Source organism: Mycobacterium sp. NGS63 (genome assembly GCF_059812295.1).
In genome coordinates, this window is record NZ_JCALCJ010000005.1 from 120,826 (window position 1) to 136,614 (window position 15,789).

The 15,789-nt window shown below is 67.4% G+C and carries 11 protein-coding genes; all 11 read right to left on the reverse strand.

The window, feature by feature from the left end:
- Positions 1-266 precede the first annotated feature (266 nt).
- A complete protein-coding gene (eccCa, locus tag AC5Y4Z_RS14605) occupies positions 267-4,484 on the reverse strand; it encodes a type VII secretion protein EccCa (protein WP_499965057.1) in 4,218 nt (1,405 codons plus the stop codon).
- A gap of 3 nt (positions 4,485-4,487) precedes the next feature.
- Positions 4,488-5,972, reverse strand: a complete 1,485-nt coding sequence (eccB, locus tag AC5Y4Z_RS14610; RefSeq protein WP_499965061.1) for a type VII secretion protein EccB — start codon at positions 5,970-5,972, stop codon at positions 4,488-4,490.
- A 3-nt stretch (positions 5,973-5,975) separates the two neighbouring features.
- Positions 5,976-6,818 (reverse strand): transglycosylase SLT domain-containing protein, encoded by an 843-nt coding sequence (locus tag AC5Y4Z_RS14615; protein WP_499965501.1) that lies wholly within the window; start codon positions 6,816-6,818, stop codon positions 5,976-5,978.
- A gap of 10 nt (positions 6,819-6,828) precedes the next feature.
- On the reverse strand, positions 6,829-7,224 hold the full coding sequence (locus AC5Y4Z_RS14620) for a DUF2710 family protein (RefSeq protein WP_499965063.1): 396 nt from the start codon (positions 7,222-7,224) through the stop codon (positions 6,829-6,831).
- Positions 7,225-7,478: 254 nt separating this feature from the next.
- Positions 7,479-8,399 carry a hypothetical protein gene (locus AC5Y4Z_RS14625; protein ID WP_499965065.1) on the reverse strand — a complete coding sequence of 307 codons (921 nt, stop codon included), beginning with the start codon at positions 8,397-8,399 and terminating at the stop codon, positions 7,479-7,481.
- A gap of 119 nt (positions 8,400-8,518) precedes the next feature.
- The gene (locus AC5Y4Z_RS14630; RefSeq protein WP_499965067.1) at positions 8,519-10,498 is read right to left on the reverse strand and encodes a DUF5631 domain-containing protein; all 1,980 of its coding nucleotides are present in this window, start codon (positions 10,496-10,498) and stop codon (positions 8,519-8,521) included.
- Positions 10,499-10,811: 313 nt separating this feature from the next.
- Entirely contained in the window at positions 10,812-11,342 is a 531-nt protein-coding gene (locus AC5Y4Z_RS14635) for a hypothetical protein (protein ID WP_499965069.1), read from the reverse strand.
- 122 nt (positions 11,343-11,464) lie between these two features.
- Positions 11,465-13,327: a putative alpha/beta hydrolase gene (locus AC5Y4Z_RS14640; protein ID WP_499965071.1), complete on the reverse strand. Its 1,863-nt coding sequence runs from the start codon at positions 13,325-13,327 to the stop codon at positions 11,465-11,467.
- Complete coding sequence (locus tag AC5Y4Z_RS14645) at positions 13,294-13,623, reverse strand: DUF2563 family protein (protein ID WP_499965073.1); 330 nt, start codon at positions 13,621-13,623, stop codon at positions 13,294-13,296. Before AC5Y4Z_RS14645 ends, AC5Y4Z_RS14640 begins: the two co-directional genes overlap by 34 nt.
- Positions 13,624-13,701: 78 nt before the next feature.
- A complete protein-coding gene (locus tag AC5Y4Z_RS14650; RefSeq protein ID WP_499965075.1) occupies positions 13,702-14,211 on the reverse strand; it encodes a pullulanase in 510 nt (169 codons plus the stop codon).
- Between the two features lie 24 nt (positions 14,212-14,235).
- Positions 14,236-15,675 carry a CCA tRNA nucleotidyltransferase gene (locus AC5Y4Z_RS14655; protein ID WP_499965077.1) on the reverse strand — a complete coding sequence of 480 codons (1,440 nt, stop codon included), beginning with the start codon at positions 15,673-15,675 and terminating at the stop codon, positions 14,236-14,238.
- Between the last annotated feature and the right edge of the window lie 114 nt (positions 15,676-15,789).

Sequence of the window (15,789 nt, forward strand, 5' to 3'; positions counted from 1 at the left end):
TCAGTCTAATGCCTGCGCGCCGATCGTGTATTCACAATATTTATCCGCCGATCCTGCGACGCCAAATCCGGTTCGCAAGAGCGATTGTTGTACTTGCGTAGAATTGTTGCCACTTGCAGCGCAGCGGACGCTATTGCCACTTCTGCAACGCCAGTCACTCGGACAGCCTCGGCCGACGTCGAAGCGGAAATCGCCGTTTTCACAACGGGACTGGTGTCGGACTTTCCCCGGTGAATTTGGTGTTTAATGCGATGAAATCGCCGCCGCTATTGGCTGGCAACGATCGATGGCAAGCCCACCAGAATTCCCTCGACGTCCGATTCGTCGCTCACCAATAATCCGCGTCCCGGCGGCAGCATTTGGGCCCGAACGAGCCGGTTGATCTTGTTTTGCGGATCGTTATCCATATACAGCTGCGCGACTTTTGCCGACGATTGATATCTCATCCACGGGTCCATCTGCAACGTCGCCCAGTTGGTGCTGTTGCGTGTCGTGAACACGTGCAGACCGATCTGCCGGGCGCGTTCCATCAGCATCCACAGCGCCGCCCCCACCGGCGCGGTCGCCGGGTAGGTCCCCGACTGCGCCGGCCGCAGGTCCTGGACGTCGTCGATGAGCACGAAGTGCCGCGTGCCCTCCCACGGCTTCAGCGCGCGCAGTTCCTCCTGGCTCAGACCCTTGGGTGGCAGCCGGGGCAGCAACACCTCCTGGGCCAGTTCGGTGATGACCCGGTCGATCTCGTCCTGGTCATAGGCGTAGGCGCGCACATAACCCGGCGCGTGCAGGTCCCGTAGCCCGTGCGGAGCGGCCTTGGGGTCGATCAGCGTCAGTTGCGCCTCATCCGGACTGAAGCGGCTCATCACCGCCTCGCCGATGGCCACCAGCGACAGGCTCTTGCCGCAGCCCTGGCGGCCCAGGATCATAAGGCCCGGGGTCTCCGCCAGCCGCACGGGCACCGGCCCCAGCTGGTGTCGCTCGCCGATCGCGAACGCGATAGACAGCTCGTCGGGGCCGCGGGTGGCGGCGTGGGCCTGCAGAATCGCCTTCAGCTCCACGCGGTCCGGCAGCCGTTGCAGCACCGCGTGTTTGGTGATTCCGGCGACCTCGGCGACGCGGGCGCCGACGCCGGGGGTGTCCACCAGCGTGCGGGTGGCCGGGTCGACCACCATGGGCAGGCCGATCAGCAATTCGTGTAGCGAGTCGGTCAGTCCGAAGCCCGGGCGGTTCAACGTTCGACGGGCCGCCTCGCGCGACTCGATCGCGGAGTGCCCCATCTGGCTCTCCCCCGGCTCGGCCAGCCGCAACTGGATTCGCGCCGTGGCGTTCTGCAGCAGCTTCTGCCGCTGCCCGTGGATCCAGCCGCCGGCGCTGCACATCACGTGCACCCCGTATTCGGGGCCGCGGCTGCTCAACGAGATGATGCGGTCGCCCAACACCATGTCCTTCGTGTACAGGTCGTCGTAGTCGTCGACCACCACGAAGACATCGCCGAACGGGTCGTTCGGGTCGGTCCCGCCCAGGCCGTCGCTGCCGGGCCCGAACCGTCGCTCGCGGAACCCGTCGAGGTCGATGTTGGCGCGCCGGAACGCGTCCTCGCGGGCGTCGATCAACGCGTCCATGCTGCTCAAGATCCGCTCGATGCCTTCGGTGTCCTTGGGCGACACGATGTCTGCGATGTGCGGCAGAGAGCCGACCTGAGCCATGGTCGCGCCGCCGACGCAGAAGAATGTCACCCGCGACGGGGTGTACATCATTGCCGCCGAACACATCAGCGTCATCAGCGTCGTGGTCTTGCCGCGCTGCTTGGCGCCCACCACGATGATGTTGCTGCGCAACGCATCAATGGAATGCACGACCTGCTTGGATTCCTCGGGAATGTCCATGATGCCCACGGGGAACACCAGTCCCGGGTTGCGGCCGTAGTCGACGTGCCATGGCTTGCCCCGCCACCCCGCCACCACCACGTCGACGGGCTCGGGGTTCTCCAGCGGCTCGAGCCATGGCCGTCGCGGCGCCCGGTGGGGCACCGTGTGCAGCGACTCCCGCAACACGTCCACGATCTTCTTCTTCTTGAAACCGTCGTCGTGCAAGAGGAATTCGTCGGGTTCCTCGTCGGCGGCCGACGCGGCCTCCAGCGCCGCGGCGTCGGCCTCGTCCAGGGGCTGGTACTGCCAGTTGTACAGCCGCGGCTGCGTCAGGGTCATGTCGACGGTCCTGACCACCTCGGCCTTCTTGGGCACGACGAACGGCGCGGACAGGTAAAAGCAGCGGAACGGTTCCAGGTCGCGCGGCCCCACCTTGAGCAGCGCGAAACCGTTCTCCTTCGACGGCAGGTGGTAGGCGGCGTCGGTGCCGATCACCTCGCGGCTGTCGTCGCCGGACTCGGCGCGCAGCGCGATCCGAAAGGCGATGTTGGACTTGACCTTCTGCAGCGAAGACAGGTCGAGTCGTTGGCCGCCCAGCATGAAGAATACGTTGGCGCCTCGGCCCTCCTGGCCGATGTGGATGATCAGATTGATCCACTTGTCGTGGTTGGCGAACAATTCGAGATATTCGTCGACGATGACCAGCAACACCGGAACCGGCGGGAGATCACGCCCGGCGAGGCGGATCTCCTCGTAGTCGTTGGCGTCGCGGGCACCCACGGACGTGAAAAGCTCGTAGCGCTGCTTGATTTCACCGTCGATGACCCGCCGCATCCGCTCGGCCAGGTGCCGCTCGTCCTTGCCCAGGTTCGACAGCGCGGCCACCACGTGGGGGATGCCCAGGATGTCCTGTGCGGCCGACTCGAACTTCATGTCCACGAAGATGACGTTGAACGTCTCCGGTGAGTGTGTCAGCGCGATGCCGTAGACCAGCGACAGGAAGAACTCCGACTTGCCGGAGCCGCTGGTCCCGATGACCACCGAGTGAAAACCGAAGCCGCCGAAGTCCTTTGCGCGGACGATGACGTTCTGCAGCTCGCCGTTCGGTTTGGCGCCCACCGGGATCTCGCACCACCGCTCGTCGCCGCGGCCGCGCCGCTCGGCCCACAGGCGATCGACATCCAGGTCTCGCGGATCGCTGATCCCCAAGGCGCGCAGGAGCTCGGCGGCTCCGCTGGTGGAGTCGGCGATCTCCGCGCTGCTCGTCGGCGACCACCGCGCCATCGCGCGGGCGTACCGGTAGGCCCGCGGAATCGACAGCTGGTCGGCGTGGGCAAAGAACTTGCCGCCCGCGCGCAGCAGCGGCGCCGGGCGGCCGTCGTCGTCCTCGGCGCTGTCCCCGTTGCGCGAAAGCTTCGCGGACCCGTTGGCGAGCGCGTGCGACACCGGCCGCTCACTCATCTCATAGAGCTGGTCCTTATCAAACCCCACGCCGATACCGGCCCGAGACGCGATGCGCAGCACGGTGATTCCCGCCTTGCCCACCTGGCCGACCACGCTCTCCCAGGCCTCCGGGCTGCCGGTGTTGTCGTCCACGATCACCCAGTGCGGGCCCAGTTCGGCCCCGGTGTCGAGTTGCCCCGTCTCCAACGCCGAGCCGGTCGTCGTCGGGGCGGCCGCCGCCAGCGGCGTCCACTGGCCCCGCCGGCCCTTCATGTGCAACTCGGCGCCCAGCGTCGCTTCGAGGTCCTCTGGCGTGGCGAAAATCAGCCGCCGCCAACCGCACGCGTCGAACAACTCGTCGTGCAGGTTGTGCGGCAGCCACACCATCCACGACCACAGCTCGGGATTGCGGGTCACCACCATCAACTTGACGTCGCGCGGGTTGTGGAACACCGCCAGCGAGCACAGCAGTGAACGCATCAGCGACCGCACCCGGTTCAGGTCGTCGCCGACGAAGCTGAATCCGGGCGCCGATCGCAGGTTCACCACCTTGGCGATATCGCGAATCTTCCGCTGCTCCAAGATGAAATCGCGCAGCGCCTGCCCGGTGACGGGCTCCAGCTCCTCATCGGAGGCGATGTCGGGCCAGGTCACCGACAGCACCGAATCCGGGGCGTGCTGCACGCCCGTGCCGAGTCGGACCTCCAGGAAGTCGACGTCACCGCGGCCGCGCTCCCACATCCGTGGGCCGCCGATGATGGCGCCCAGCCCGCGCGGATCGGAATGCACAGACTCCTGCCACTTGCGCTGCGCACACACCGCCGACTGGATCTCGTCGCGGTTGCCGTCGAGGTCGCGAAGGTAGCGGCGGCGGCCCTTTTCCATTTCCCCCCAAGTGATTTTGCGGGCTCGCCCGAAGCGTCCGGAAAACGCCAGCATGCTGAACGCGCCGATGCCCATCAACGGGAAGAAGCCCGTCGACAGGCTGCGCACCCCCGAGACGTACAGCATGACGATCGTGCCGATCAGGGCCACGATGAGCGCCGGCACGCCGATCATCACCCAGATGTTGCGCGGCTCGCGCTCGGGGAGGGCGATCGGCGCATTCGGCGCCACCCGAACGGGTTTCGGCGGCTGGATCTTGACCCGGTTGATGGGAAACGCTCTCTTGGACATCCGCTAGCCTCCCGCCTTCGGCGATGTCGTCAGCACGGCCGCCTGCCCGAGCGCCGGCACGGTGTCACGCGCAACCAGCGCCGCCTGTTGCGACAGCGCCGGGCCCGCGGCGAAGGTCCGCAACAGCGGCCAGGGGGCCTGCACCGCCATCGCCGGATCGAGGGCCAGCGCACGCAGCGTCGAGTCGTCGGAGGCGATGCCGAACCGCACTCCGTTGTCGGCCACCCAGAACAGCGATTCGCGTGAATCGCTGGTGATCACGCCGCTCGTCGATGTCACGAAGTTGGCCGCGCCCGGCAACACCAGCACCTGGTTGGCCACCACCGATGCCGGATCGCGGTCGTCACGGACCAGTCGCACGATCCGGTCGTCCATCGACGGAAGCACCGGAAGCCCCCGCCCGTTGTAGATGGCGACCCGGGCCTGCGGATCCGTCGACGCCTTCTCCCATGCGACGCAGGTGGTCGGATTCGCCGCGGAGTCAATGAAATTCAGTCGCCCGGTCGGGTAATAGTCGACGGGCAGTGAATTCACTTCCGGGATGTTGACCAGCACGTCGGGAGTCACCGTCCGTGGCGTCGTCGATCCGTAGGAGTTCGCGCTGCGCATCAGGTCGGCAACGAAGCCGCCGACCTTTTGCACCCCGTCGGCGAGCAACACGTAGAACTGGCTGCCGCCGCCGGCCGTTTGGGACTGCAGCACCGCACCCACCTGCGAGCCCGCCAGGAACCTCGACGGTGTACCGGCCTCGGGGACCTTGGGTACGCGCAGCGGCTCGGTCGCCGGCATCCCGTCGAACAGCGCCCGCGAGATCTCCACGGGGACAGTGACTCCGGGGTCCAGCCCCAGGCTCAAGGTCACCGCCCGGTCGGTGGGATCGACCTGCGAGCGCTTCCCGCCCCAGATCACGTAGGCGGAGCCTTGAAAGCTCGCCAACAGCGCCGCGTCCTTGGCCATCGGCGCCGCCCGTCCGCCGAAGAGCTGTCCAGCAATGGACGTCACGACGGGCTTGTCCGACGTGCGGGGCCGGCCCGCCGTGTCGCACACGGCCCACGCCGAGGCGGCGCCCCGATGCACCGGCATCGCCGCCGGCGCGCCCGGGATGCCGATCAACGGGCCCGTCGGATATTTCGCGACCTCGGCCGGCTTCACCCACGTCGGCTGCCCGGCGTTGCCCGTCGCCAGCCGCGCGGAGGTCAGGTTCAGTGCCGGATACAGCCGGCCGTCGATACGCGCGTAGATCGCCCCGGATTCGCGGTCGCCGATGATGGCCGAATCACCCACCACGCCACTGGGTTTGAGCACGTTCAGCAGCACCATCCAGCCCGCGGCGATGGCCACCAAAACCACCGACAACGCCAAAGCGGCGGTCTGCTTGCGGTCGTCGTGTTTCATTCGCACCGAGAAGCGGGTCGTCGCCGCCCGGAGCCGCCGGTTGTAGAACAGGTGGCCCGAATTCTGGTCGCGGTTGGACAAACTCAACGGCATCGGTCAGTAACCCCTTGGTCCGCGGTGGGGATCGGCCTGCTGGATCCGGGCCGCCAGATTCGACGCATCGGCGGCCACACCGTAGCGGCGTTGCGCGTAGTTGATGAACGCGCAGGCTTGCGCTACCAGATCGTGGATGCTCGCCGAGGTCCCCGGCTCGTGATACGCGGCGAATGTCGGCGCGATGAACTGAAAGACCCCCTTGGCCGGGGTGCCCCTGGCCGCGTTGGAGTCCCAGCGGTTTACCGCGTAGACGTTGTAGTTGGACTCGCGGCGCGCCACCAGGTCCATGCCGCGCGCCCATCGGGCCCGGGCGTCGGCATCGTGAATGCCCTTGATGTCCAGGGCTTCGCGGATTGCCTCCCAGACTGCCGCGCGCCCGCTGCCATGTCCGTGCCGTGCCCGGTGTGCGTGTGGGTAGTGCAGCCGTTGTAGCCGCGTCGCCAGCTGCCTTGCGCGCGCCCGCGACCGCACGATGTGGCGGTGCTGCGTGCGCAACCGTGCCGCCATCCGGGCCATCGCCTCGCGTCGGCCCATCGGCGTATCGGCCGCCGGCATGGCATCGACAACCGCTGCGTCCAGGTTGAGTCGGGTCGCGGTGCGTGCGTCGGCTCGGTCGGCCCGCGCTCGTGCCAGGGCGGCGTCCAGCGCCGTGTCCGTCTCGGCCAGCCGGCGCAGCCTGGAGGCCGACGTGGCTGACCTCGCCGCCGCCCTCCCGGCGTGCGTTGCGCGCCGTATCCGGTCGGCGTGAGCGTCTACCCGCACAGGTGCGTCGCCGACCCCGTGGCCCGCATCGCCGCCGACGAACAGGCCGTGGCCGCGGGACAGGGCGGCCACCGCCCGCATCACCAGCGGATCATTCAACGATTCCCCCACCGTAATTCCGATCAAAATCGGCCTGCGCTTCTTCGCGCAATGCCTCGAAAACCATATTCAGTCGATCCACCAGCTCCCGACAGGTGTACGACGTCATCACGTGCGGCGCCAACGACAGCCCCGTGAGCCGCCCATCGGAATTGCACACCGCGTAGATGTCGCCGACGTCGGCGGTAAAAGTCACCGCCTCCTGGGCGGCCAGTACTTCCTCCCACTTTTCGAAATTCGCCTTCAGGTCGGCCAGAACCTGGTCGACCAATGCCTTGTCCGCCGCCGCGTCCGGGCGCACCGCATCCGTACCGGACACCTCAGCCGCAACTCCCATAACTTCTGGCTCGTCGACCGCCGTCACTTCGGCCGCGTCGATAGGATGCACCACGCCGGTGGTCGGTGGGCACCTGTACCCCCAGCACGTTCGCTACCCCCGCAACAGTCGCTGTGCCGCAAGGATTTTCGGAAGCGTTTGTGTAGCCCACGATGGCCTCAGCAATTCCGAACTCGGCAGCGTCTCGATAATGGCCACAGCCCAAGACATTACTGCCTTTAACCACGCCCGGACCACTCGCCTTGTGTTGGGGGTTTAGCGGAATTAGTTCGGTAATGCATATGGCGAAACAGCCATTTTCAGTGCTATTGCGTAGGCGGCTCTTCGTCCGCCGGCACAATCACGATCCGCCGGTTGGGCTTGGCGACGACGGGCGGCTTGCCGTCCGATTTCGTGACGGGAACACTCGGCGGCACCGTCAGGCGGCCCTTGACCGGTTGGCCGTTGGGGATGCCGGAGACGGTCACCCGCTTTTCGGCGGGCTTGTCCTTGCTGCTGGCTTCACCGCCTGCGCCCATCGCGCCGGGCATCATCGGCATACCGGTCATTCCCATCGGTCCCGCGGCCGGGGGCATTCCGCCGGTCGGTGTCATCGCCGGCGACTTGACCGATGCCGCCGCCGGTGTGGTGGGCGGTGATGACGACGGCACGGGCGGCGGTCCCAGGTAGCCGGTCGGGGTGGTTCCCCCGGCCCCGATGCCGCCTCCGCCGCCGGAACCGCCTCCACCTTCACCGGCACCTTCGAAGGGCGCCGCCTCGCCCGACATACCCGTGAGGGCGGCTTCCGCCGCTCCGCCGCCTTTGGCCGCTCCCATCAGCGGCTGCATCGCGCTCTGCGCGGCCTGCATGAACTGTTGCGGAATCTGGGTGAGCGGCCCCATGAAGCCGCCGAGCGCGCCGGTAAACGCGCCCATGAACCCTGATGCCATTTGCGGAAGCATCTGTGAGAGTTGCTGGAACTGCTGTGCGGAGTCGGCCTCGTTGGCGGGAAATTTCTGGGCGGCGTCGAGCGCGTGCGCCCGGCGATCGGCCTCGCCTTCCAGGCTGGAGGCCTGGTCACCGGGGACACCGGCATTTCCGAGTTGCGTTAGACCGGTGATGGTTATATCTGTCGGCGTTGCACCGCCGCCAGGAACCGGGTTCGGCCCCACCGTCGGCGGAAGGTTAGGAGCGGTCGGCAAGGTCGGCGCGTCTATGAATATCGGACGCCCCCCGCCCGTCGTCATAATTGCACCTCAACCCTCACGTGTCGCTGCCTAGTCAGGTTAGCTGCCACAGCCGCTCAAGACATGTCCTAGTGGATCGCATCGTAGGGCGCTACGTGCTTGAAAGGTAGTCACCTCAGCTATGCCGCGACTGCTAGATACCACGCCATGTGGTAGTTCGCTATGGATTCGCGTCCGGCGATAAGGGCCTCGATAGCTGCCAGGAGCATCCAGTCGGCCGCCCGCGCGAGGTCGTGTGGATCCTCCAGGGTCTTCTGATATGCGGCTTGCTGCTCGTGTTGCAACACGTCGACCTCGTTCTCGGTAACGCCCGTTCCCCGGCTTGCAGCTTGCGCCAGCGTCTGGGCGATTCGCGGCAAGCCGTCGCGGCGCCTAACGGCCTCGACCAACGCCGGACCCAGCTCGTCGACTTCGGGTCCCGTCCGCGTCAGTCGGTCACCGGTGAGCGCGGGATCATCGGGCTCCGCCTTGCCGATAAATCCGTGCGGCTTGTGCACCGCGGCCGCCGAGACGGTCCCTAGCAGATCAACCACGCTGGCATCAGTCCGGCGGAGTGCGGGGTCCAGCAATCGATTCACGCCGACGGGGATCTTCACGTTTGGTGGGATCCATCCGCCGGCGACATTGCTGACCAGAAGAGTTGTGCCGTCGTCACGCAGGCCGGCCGCCCATGACAGACCCGGCGCCTGGCGAGCTACCGCGTCGACGAGGCGCTGGAGCCGCTGTTGTTCAGCGGCCCGGCTCGATACATCGCCCGCGACAGCACCGGCGGTTGCGGACAATGCCGATGCACCTGCTGGACTTGCCGCGCTCGCGCCGACCTGCTCGCCGGCGCCCCGTTGGACCGTCGACATTAATGGGCTGCCCGCTGAGGGGGACGTGGGTGGCGACGTCGAGGTCGACGGTGCGACAGGCGCGCCAGACACCGGGGTAGTCGGCGCCGAAACCGACGGCGGAGCAATAACTGGGGGCCGCAGGTCGGAGCCGTAGGCGGGCAACGGGCCGGCAGGGGTCGCCGGGGCTCCGGTCACTGGAGTCATCGGCGGCGACATGGGCATCGGTGCGGCGACCGGCACTGCGCCACCCGTCGAGACCACCGGTGCACTGGCGCCGGTGGAGGCCGGGGCGCCCGAGCCGTGGTCCACCACAGCGGCGTCGATACCTGCAGCAGCAGGGGTACCTGCCGCAGATACCGGCGGCACGACTGGCGGTTGTGGGGGTGGCGCCGAACCCGCACCGGTCGCATTCATCAGCCCTTGCGACAGTTGGTTCGCGCCCGACCCCGCCGGCTGGCCTGCCATAACTCCTTGGGAGAATGAGTTGCTCAGTTGGTTCGGTGAAAGCCCCCCAAAAGCAGTTGCCGGCGAGAGTCCACTACCTCCGGCTAGTGGCGAATGCACTGCAGGCGGGCTTGGAAGATGCCCTGCGCCGGCAGGAGGCGCAGCGATGACCCCGTTGCCACCCACCCCACCGGGTTGCCCGATGCCCGCCCCAAACGCACTCGGCGCCAGTTCGCCGCCCTGGCCCGGACCGCCTCCGGCGAATTGGCCGCCATTGCCCATCCCCGAGCCCATGGGGCGGGCAACAAACTGGCCACCACCACCACCGTTCTGACCTTCGTTGCAGATGCCCCCACCCATAGCAGTCTGCTTCCCGGGATCCAGCCCCTGACTGCCGAGGAATTCCTGCGGTGACATCGTCATTCCCTCGGCGGTGAGAATCTTCTGGATCGCATCCATGATCGTTGCAACCGCCGCGGCAGACTTATGTGCTGCGAACCCGTTAGCCTCGGCGATCAGCTGCTCGATTTCCGCGGCCTTCACGGCTGCGGGCTCCTTCGAGTTCTCGATATTGGCGATCCTCTGGTTGTAATCGTCAGCGATCCCTCGAAGCCCCTCGCGTAAATTATCGACAGCGTCTGCTCCTTTTTCAAAAGCGGCGGCCTTGGCCTTATACTTCTCTGCTAGGTCCAGATGGTGCTTTTCGCCCTGTTGAAAGCGTGTCACAAGATCGTCGACAGTATGCCCTTTATTCTGCGACGCTAATTGTGTCCATTGGTTATGTAATTCCTGGGCATACCCTTCTTGCTGCTGCTGCATGGATATCCAATGTGCAGCACCCGTTCTGGTACTCGTTGAGGGTTGCGGCCACCAGGCGCCGATAAGAGCGGCGGTGTACTTCCCAGCGGGCAAGTCAGGTCCCACCGCCCCCTCCTCACCGCATCAGCTCTTCGAGACAGGTCTCCGCCCCGGCGCCTCTTCGCTCTCAATGTTGGAATACCGGCACTGTGGTGGCAAATCACTGCCTCCCTCGCTATGTCCCGCGTACCACATCGACCCTACTGGCCCAGTGCTAATTGCGTGGTCCGCAAGGTGCTGGAGTCGCGCCTTCCGCATCCATGCCAGCGTCTCACTAGGGACACTTCGCGGCCATGACCCCGTCCAGTCGGTTCACATCATCTATTGACTCTTGGAGAACCGACGACGTCTTATCAAAAACGCTACTGATCGCGACAGCGGTGCGGTATCCAGCAGCTAGGTTATTCGCAGCATCTCGGTCACCCTGTTCCAGTGCTGGATTGCTGGCTGCCGCTTCAAGCATCCCGGCAGCATTAGTCGTCGAAATTCGTGCAAGGGCGACATCTGTCCCGTTGGTGTCGTGCTTCACCGATCGCGCCGCGACTTGATACATAGTGCATAGATTCTTCTTCGCGCTTGCTACCTGTTCGGGCGTAAACGCCGGCGGTGGGGCCGCGGTTGTCGAGCCCTTCGCCGCGCCATCTGCAGCGGGCCGGGAGACGGCAATAATCCCGATAACAAGCGCGGCTAGCGCAATTAAGCCAATAGCGGATATGGCGGTAAGGCTGCGGCCATTCGATTCTGGCCTGACCGGCCCCGCGGATGGCGGCCACTGCGCCGGATGAGGCGGTTGAGGATTCATCACCTTGCCAAGGCTAATAGCCAGTGAGGCAACGTCACTTTAGGCCCGCGCCCGGAGGCCTTCGGAGGTCTGGCAATCGAAACGTACCCGTCGCGTTACAGACTGCAACGTTGTGCGAGCGGCGCTTAACCCGTCGGCGCCGGATGCCGATGCCCGCCAGTCCCCGGCCGCGCGAGTTCGGGGTCGACCCATTCGCCCGCTCCGTATTCGCCCCGGTGCCGCGCGGTCATGCCGTCGCGTTGCAGCGCGTCGCCGTGACCGGAGACCACGTCGGAGATGCTGAACAGCGACTCCGACCCGTCGTCGAAGTAACGCAGGTGGTCGTAGACCGGATTCAGGGAGGTGCCGGGCACCTCGGCTTTGAACCGGGTCGAGCCATAGCCGTCGACGGCAGGATCGTCGCCCAGCCCACCAAAACTCAGGCCGATCAGGCCGGGGCCGGTCACGTGAGTGGGTGACCAGGTGACCGCGTCGCCGGAGGCCGCACCGACGTAAAGGTGACCACCGGCGGGCAAATGGAAGTCAGCCGCCGAATGCGCCAGGTCGGTGCCCGGCGAGCCGACCAGCACTACGTCGCTGGCGCGCATCCCGTAGGCCGTCGCCGCATCGGCGACGGCGGTCGATCCATAGGAGTGGCCGACCACGGTCACGTGCGCGGGCGCGCCCTCATGCGTCACCGCAAGTGCGTTCACGTCGGCGGCCAACACCCGCGCCCCGACACGAGCCATGTCCGGCTCCCGAAGGCCCGGGTCGTACCAACCGTCGGGGGTGTCGTAGCCAATCCACGTCACCACCGCAGTGCGCCTGCCCCACTCGGCACGGGCCGACTCCCGGTACACGTTGACGCCCTCGGCTTGGGCCAAGCTTCCGTCGCGCACGCTCGTGCCCGCGCCCTTCACCAGCACCGCGGTGTTGGTCGCTGTGTCGGGATTTCCGATCGCGACGGCCGCGGCCCCCTCCCCGCCGAAAGCCTCGGGTTGGTACTTCACCAGGAAGGCGTCCGCGCCGCCCGAGCGCGCCTCATCGAGGCCCTGTTCGGTGCGGCAGGCGTTGGTGTAGCGCGTAACGGCTGCAGGGCTCACCCCGAACTTGGCCGGGTCGGCGAGCACGACGTTGATCGACACGCCGCGCTCCGCGGCGACATCCTCGACGCGCCGCAGATCGTCGTACAGCACCGCATTGTTGACTTGGCTGCGGACGACGACCGGGATGCCATTGAGGTTGCCCAGCTCCGGCGGGTGGTCGGCGATCAGCCGGCTCTGCTGCTCGCGGCTGAGGGTTTTCCACCACCGATTGATCCCCTCGGCGCTGGTCTCCGGCGGCGGGAGTTGCAGCGGCTCATCAAAATTCGCGTGACCCGGCGCATCCACCGCGGACAGAACCGCGGGGTCATAGCCGTCGGTGCGCAACATCGTGAGCGACCTGTCCAGGGACTGCGAGTAGCCGTTGCGCTCCGACGTGAGCCGGCCCACCGCCGCGGAGGTGCCGTCGATAGCTTGCTGCTCCAGAGCACCGACAAGCGCATCCAGCCCGGACCGATCGCCCGCGTCGAGTCCGCCGTTCCGCTCGAGCGCCATCGCCTGACCGAGCAGGTCGTCGGCCTGCCGCAGCTGCGCCTCCAATGCCGAGATCAGCGCCGCGCCGGCGCGTTGGGCCTCGGCCAGCCCGGCCGCGACGTTCTCCAGCTCCGCCGCGATCGCCGGCAGCTGCAACGACTGCCGTCCCAGCGACTCGATCACGCGTCGCACCTCGGCCGAGTCGTTGATCGGGTGCTCACCATCAACCCGGTTCCACGACGCCTCGAAGCGGCGGCGCGCGTCGTCGAAGGCGGCCCAGGATTCGGCGGTGCACCGACCGGAGCCAAGAAAGGCCCGCGCCAAATCGGAAATCTGCCCTGGGCGCCCGGCTTGCAGGCTGTCGTTGATCGCCCACGGATCGCCGCGGGCTTCGGCTATCAGGTGCGGACGGCTGATGTATCGGAGGTCCATCGCACCGCCCGCTCTTCTGCGGCGTTGCGCTCATCCATGTTGGTGAAACCGTTCGCGGCGTAGTGCGCCTTGTGACCGAGTCCGGTCAGCGTCTCCTGGTGGGCCTGCAAGTTCTTGACGTGCTGCCCATGCGCGGCGGTCACCGCCCCGTGAAACATCTCGGCCGCGGGAAAGCCGCCGAACATCCCGGGGGCCAGCGGGCCCTGCGAGAGCCGGTCGGCCCCCTCTTGGGCGTGCCCGCCCGCTCGGTGCGAGTCATTACCGCCCGTGTGCAGCAATTCAGTGTCGACGAACATCGCCATCCCCTCCGCGTGAGCTGGTGGTAAAGGTAATTTCCGCCGGGATGCCGGTCAATTCAGTCCCTGCCGGCGCTGTCATAGGTTGCCCGCCCCGTCGGCGCGACCGTCGCCGTCGGTGTCGGTGAGCCGGACGTCCCACTTGCCGTCGCCGTCGGTGTCGACGTACCCGGTCGCGCCGTTCTCGCCGGCGCACAGCACCCGGTCGGCCACCCCGTCTCCGTCGGTGTCGAGCAGGCGGTCGTCGGCCTGACCGTGGCCGTCGAAGTCGACCAGCGGCCCGCCGGTGTGCTCGACGCCGTCGAGGCCGAACCACCGCAGCTGCCCGCCCCGGTCGACGGCCACGCCCCAGGTGCCGGCCCCGTCGTCGGTAAACCAAGCCTCCGGGGCGCCGTCGTTGTCCACATCGAGGACGGCGTGGTCGGCCGTCCCGTCGCCGTCGAGATCGGCCAGCGCGTCGTCCTGCATCCCGTCGCCGTCGAGGTCCAGTCCGATCGCATCGAGGCGGCCGTCGCCGTCCAAATCGAGGGTGGGCTGGCCGTGCCAGATGGCCGCTGCGCCACCGTCATTCGCGAGGCAATAATCCATGCCTTCTCGGACGCACCGCCGCCGCTATGCGTTCCCCCGCGATCGCCACCAGGACAGCAGCTCGGCGGTCGCCTCCTCGGTGGTCAGCGGGCCGCGCTCGAGTCGCAGCTCCTTGAGATAGCGCCACGCTTCGCCCACCTGCGGGCCCGCCGGGATCCCCAGCAGCTGCATGATCGCGTTGCCGTCCAGGTCCGGGCGCACTCGCGCCAGGTCCTCCTGGGCGGCCAGCTCGGCGATGCGCTCCTCCAGCCGGTCGTAGCTGGCCTGCAGCCGCGCGGCCCGGCGCTTGTTGCGGGTCGTGCAGTCGGCGCGCACCAGCTTGTGCAGCCGCGGCAGCAGCGGCCCGGCGTCGGTGACATACCGGCGCACCGCGGAATCGGTCCACTTGCCGTCGCCGTAGCCGTGGAACCGCAGATGCAGATACACCAGCTGCGAGATGTCCTCGACCATCTGCTTGGAGTACTTCAGCGCCCGCAGCCGCTTGCGGACCATCTTGGCGCCCACCACCTCGTGGTGATGGAAGCTCACGCCGCCGTCCGGCTCGTGCCGGCGGGTCGACGGCTTGCCGATGTCGTGCAGCAGCGCGGCCCAGCGCAGCACCAGATCGGGCCCCTCGTCCTCCAGCGCGATGGCCTGACGCAGCACCGTGAGCGAATGCTGGTAAACGTCCTTGTGCTGGTGGTGTTCGTCGATGGCCATCCGCATGCCCCCGACTTCGGGCAGCACCACCTCGCCCATCCCGGATTCGACCAGCAGATCGATCCCGGCCACCGGGTCGTCGCCGAGCAGCAGCTTGTCCAGTTCGGCGGCCACCCGCTCGGCGCTGATCCGCGCCAGCTGCGGGGCCATCTGTTCGATCGCCTGCCGCACCCGCGGGGCCACGGCGAAGCCCAGCTGCGACACGAACCGCGCGGCGCGCAGCATCCGCAGCGGGTCGTCGCCGAAGGACACCTCCGGCGCGGCCGGCGTATCCAGCATCCGGGCGCGCAGCGCCGCCAAACCGCCCAGCGGGTCAAGGAATTCGCCCGGGCCCGTCGGCGTTACGCGCACCGCCATCGCGTTGGCCGTGAAGTCGCGGCGCACCAAGTCGTCCTCGAGGCGATCGCCGAAACGGACCTCGGGCTTGCGTGACACCTGGTCGTAGGCGTCGGCGCGGAACGTGGTGATCTCCAGGCGGTAGTCGCCCTTGCCGACGCCGACGGTGCCGAACTGGATCCCGGTCTCCCACACCGCATCGGCCCACCGCCGCACGATGTCCTGGACCTGCTCGGGGCGGGCGTCGGTGGTGAAGTCCAGGTCGGGACTCAGCCGGCCCAGCAAGGCGTCGCGCACCGAACCGCCCACCAGATACAGCTCGTGGCCCGCGGCGTCGAACGCGGCGCCCAGCTCGCGCAGCACGGGCGCGTGCTTGTTCAGCGCGACCGCGGCGGCGGTCAGCAGCTCGGCATCCTGGGCGTCAGGCACGTTCGATGAGCGTAGTCGGGTGACGCGGCCAACAACGCCCCCTGGCCCGGTCGCCCATCCGGCCAGCGGCGAGCATCTCGGGAAGACCGGCCCCCGCCAGCTACTATCGCTTGG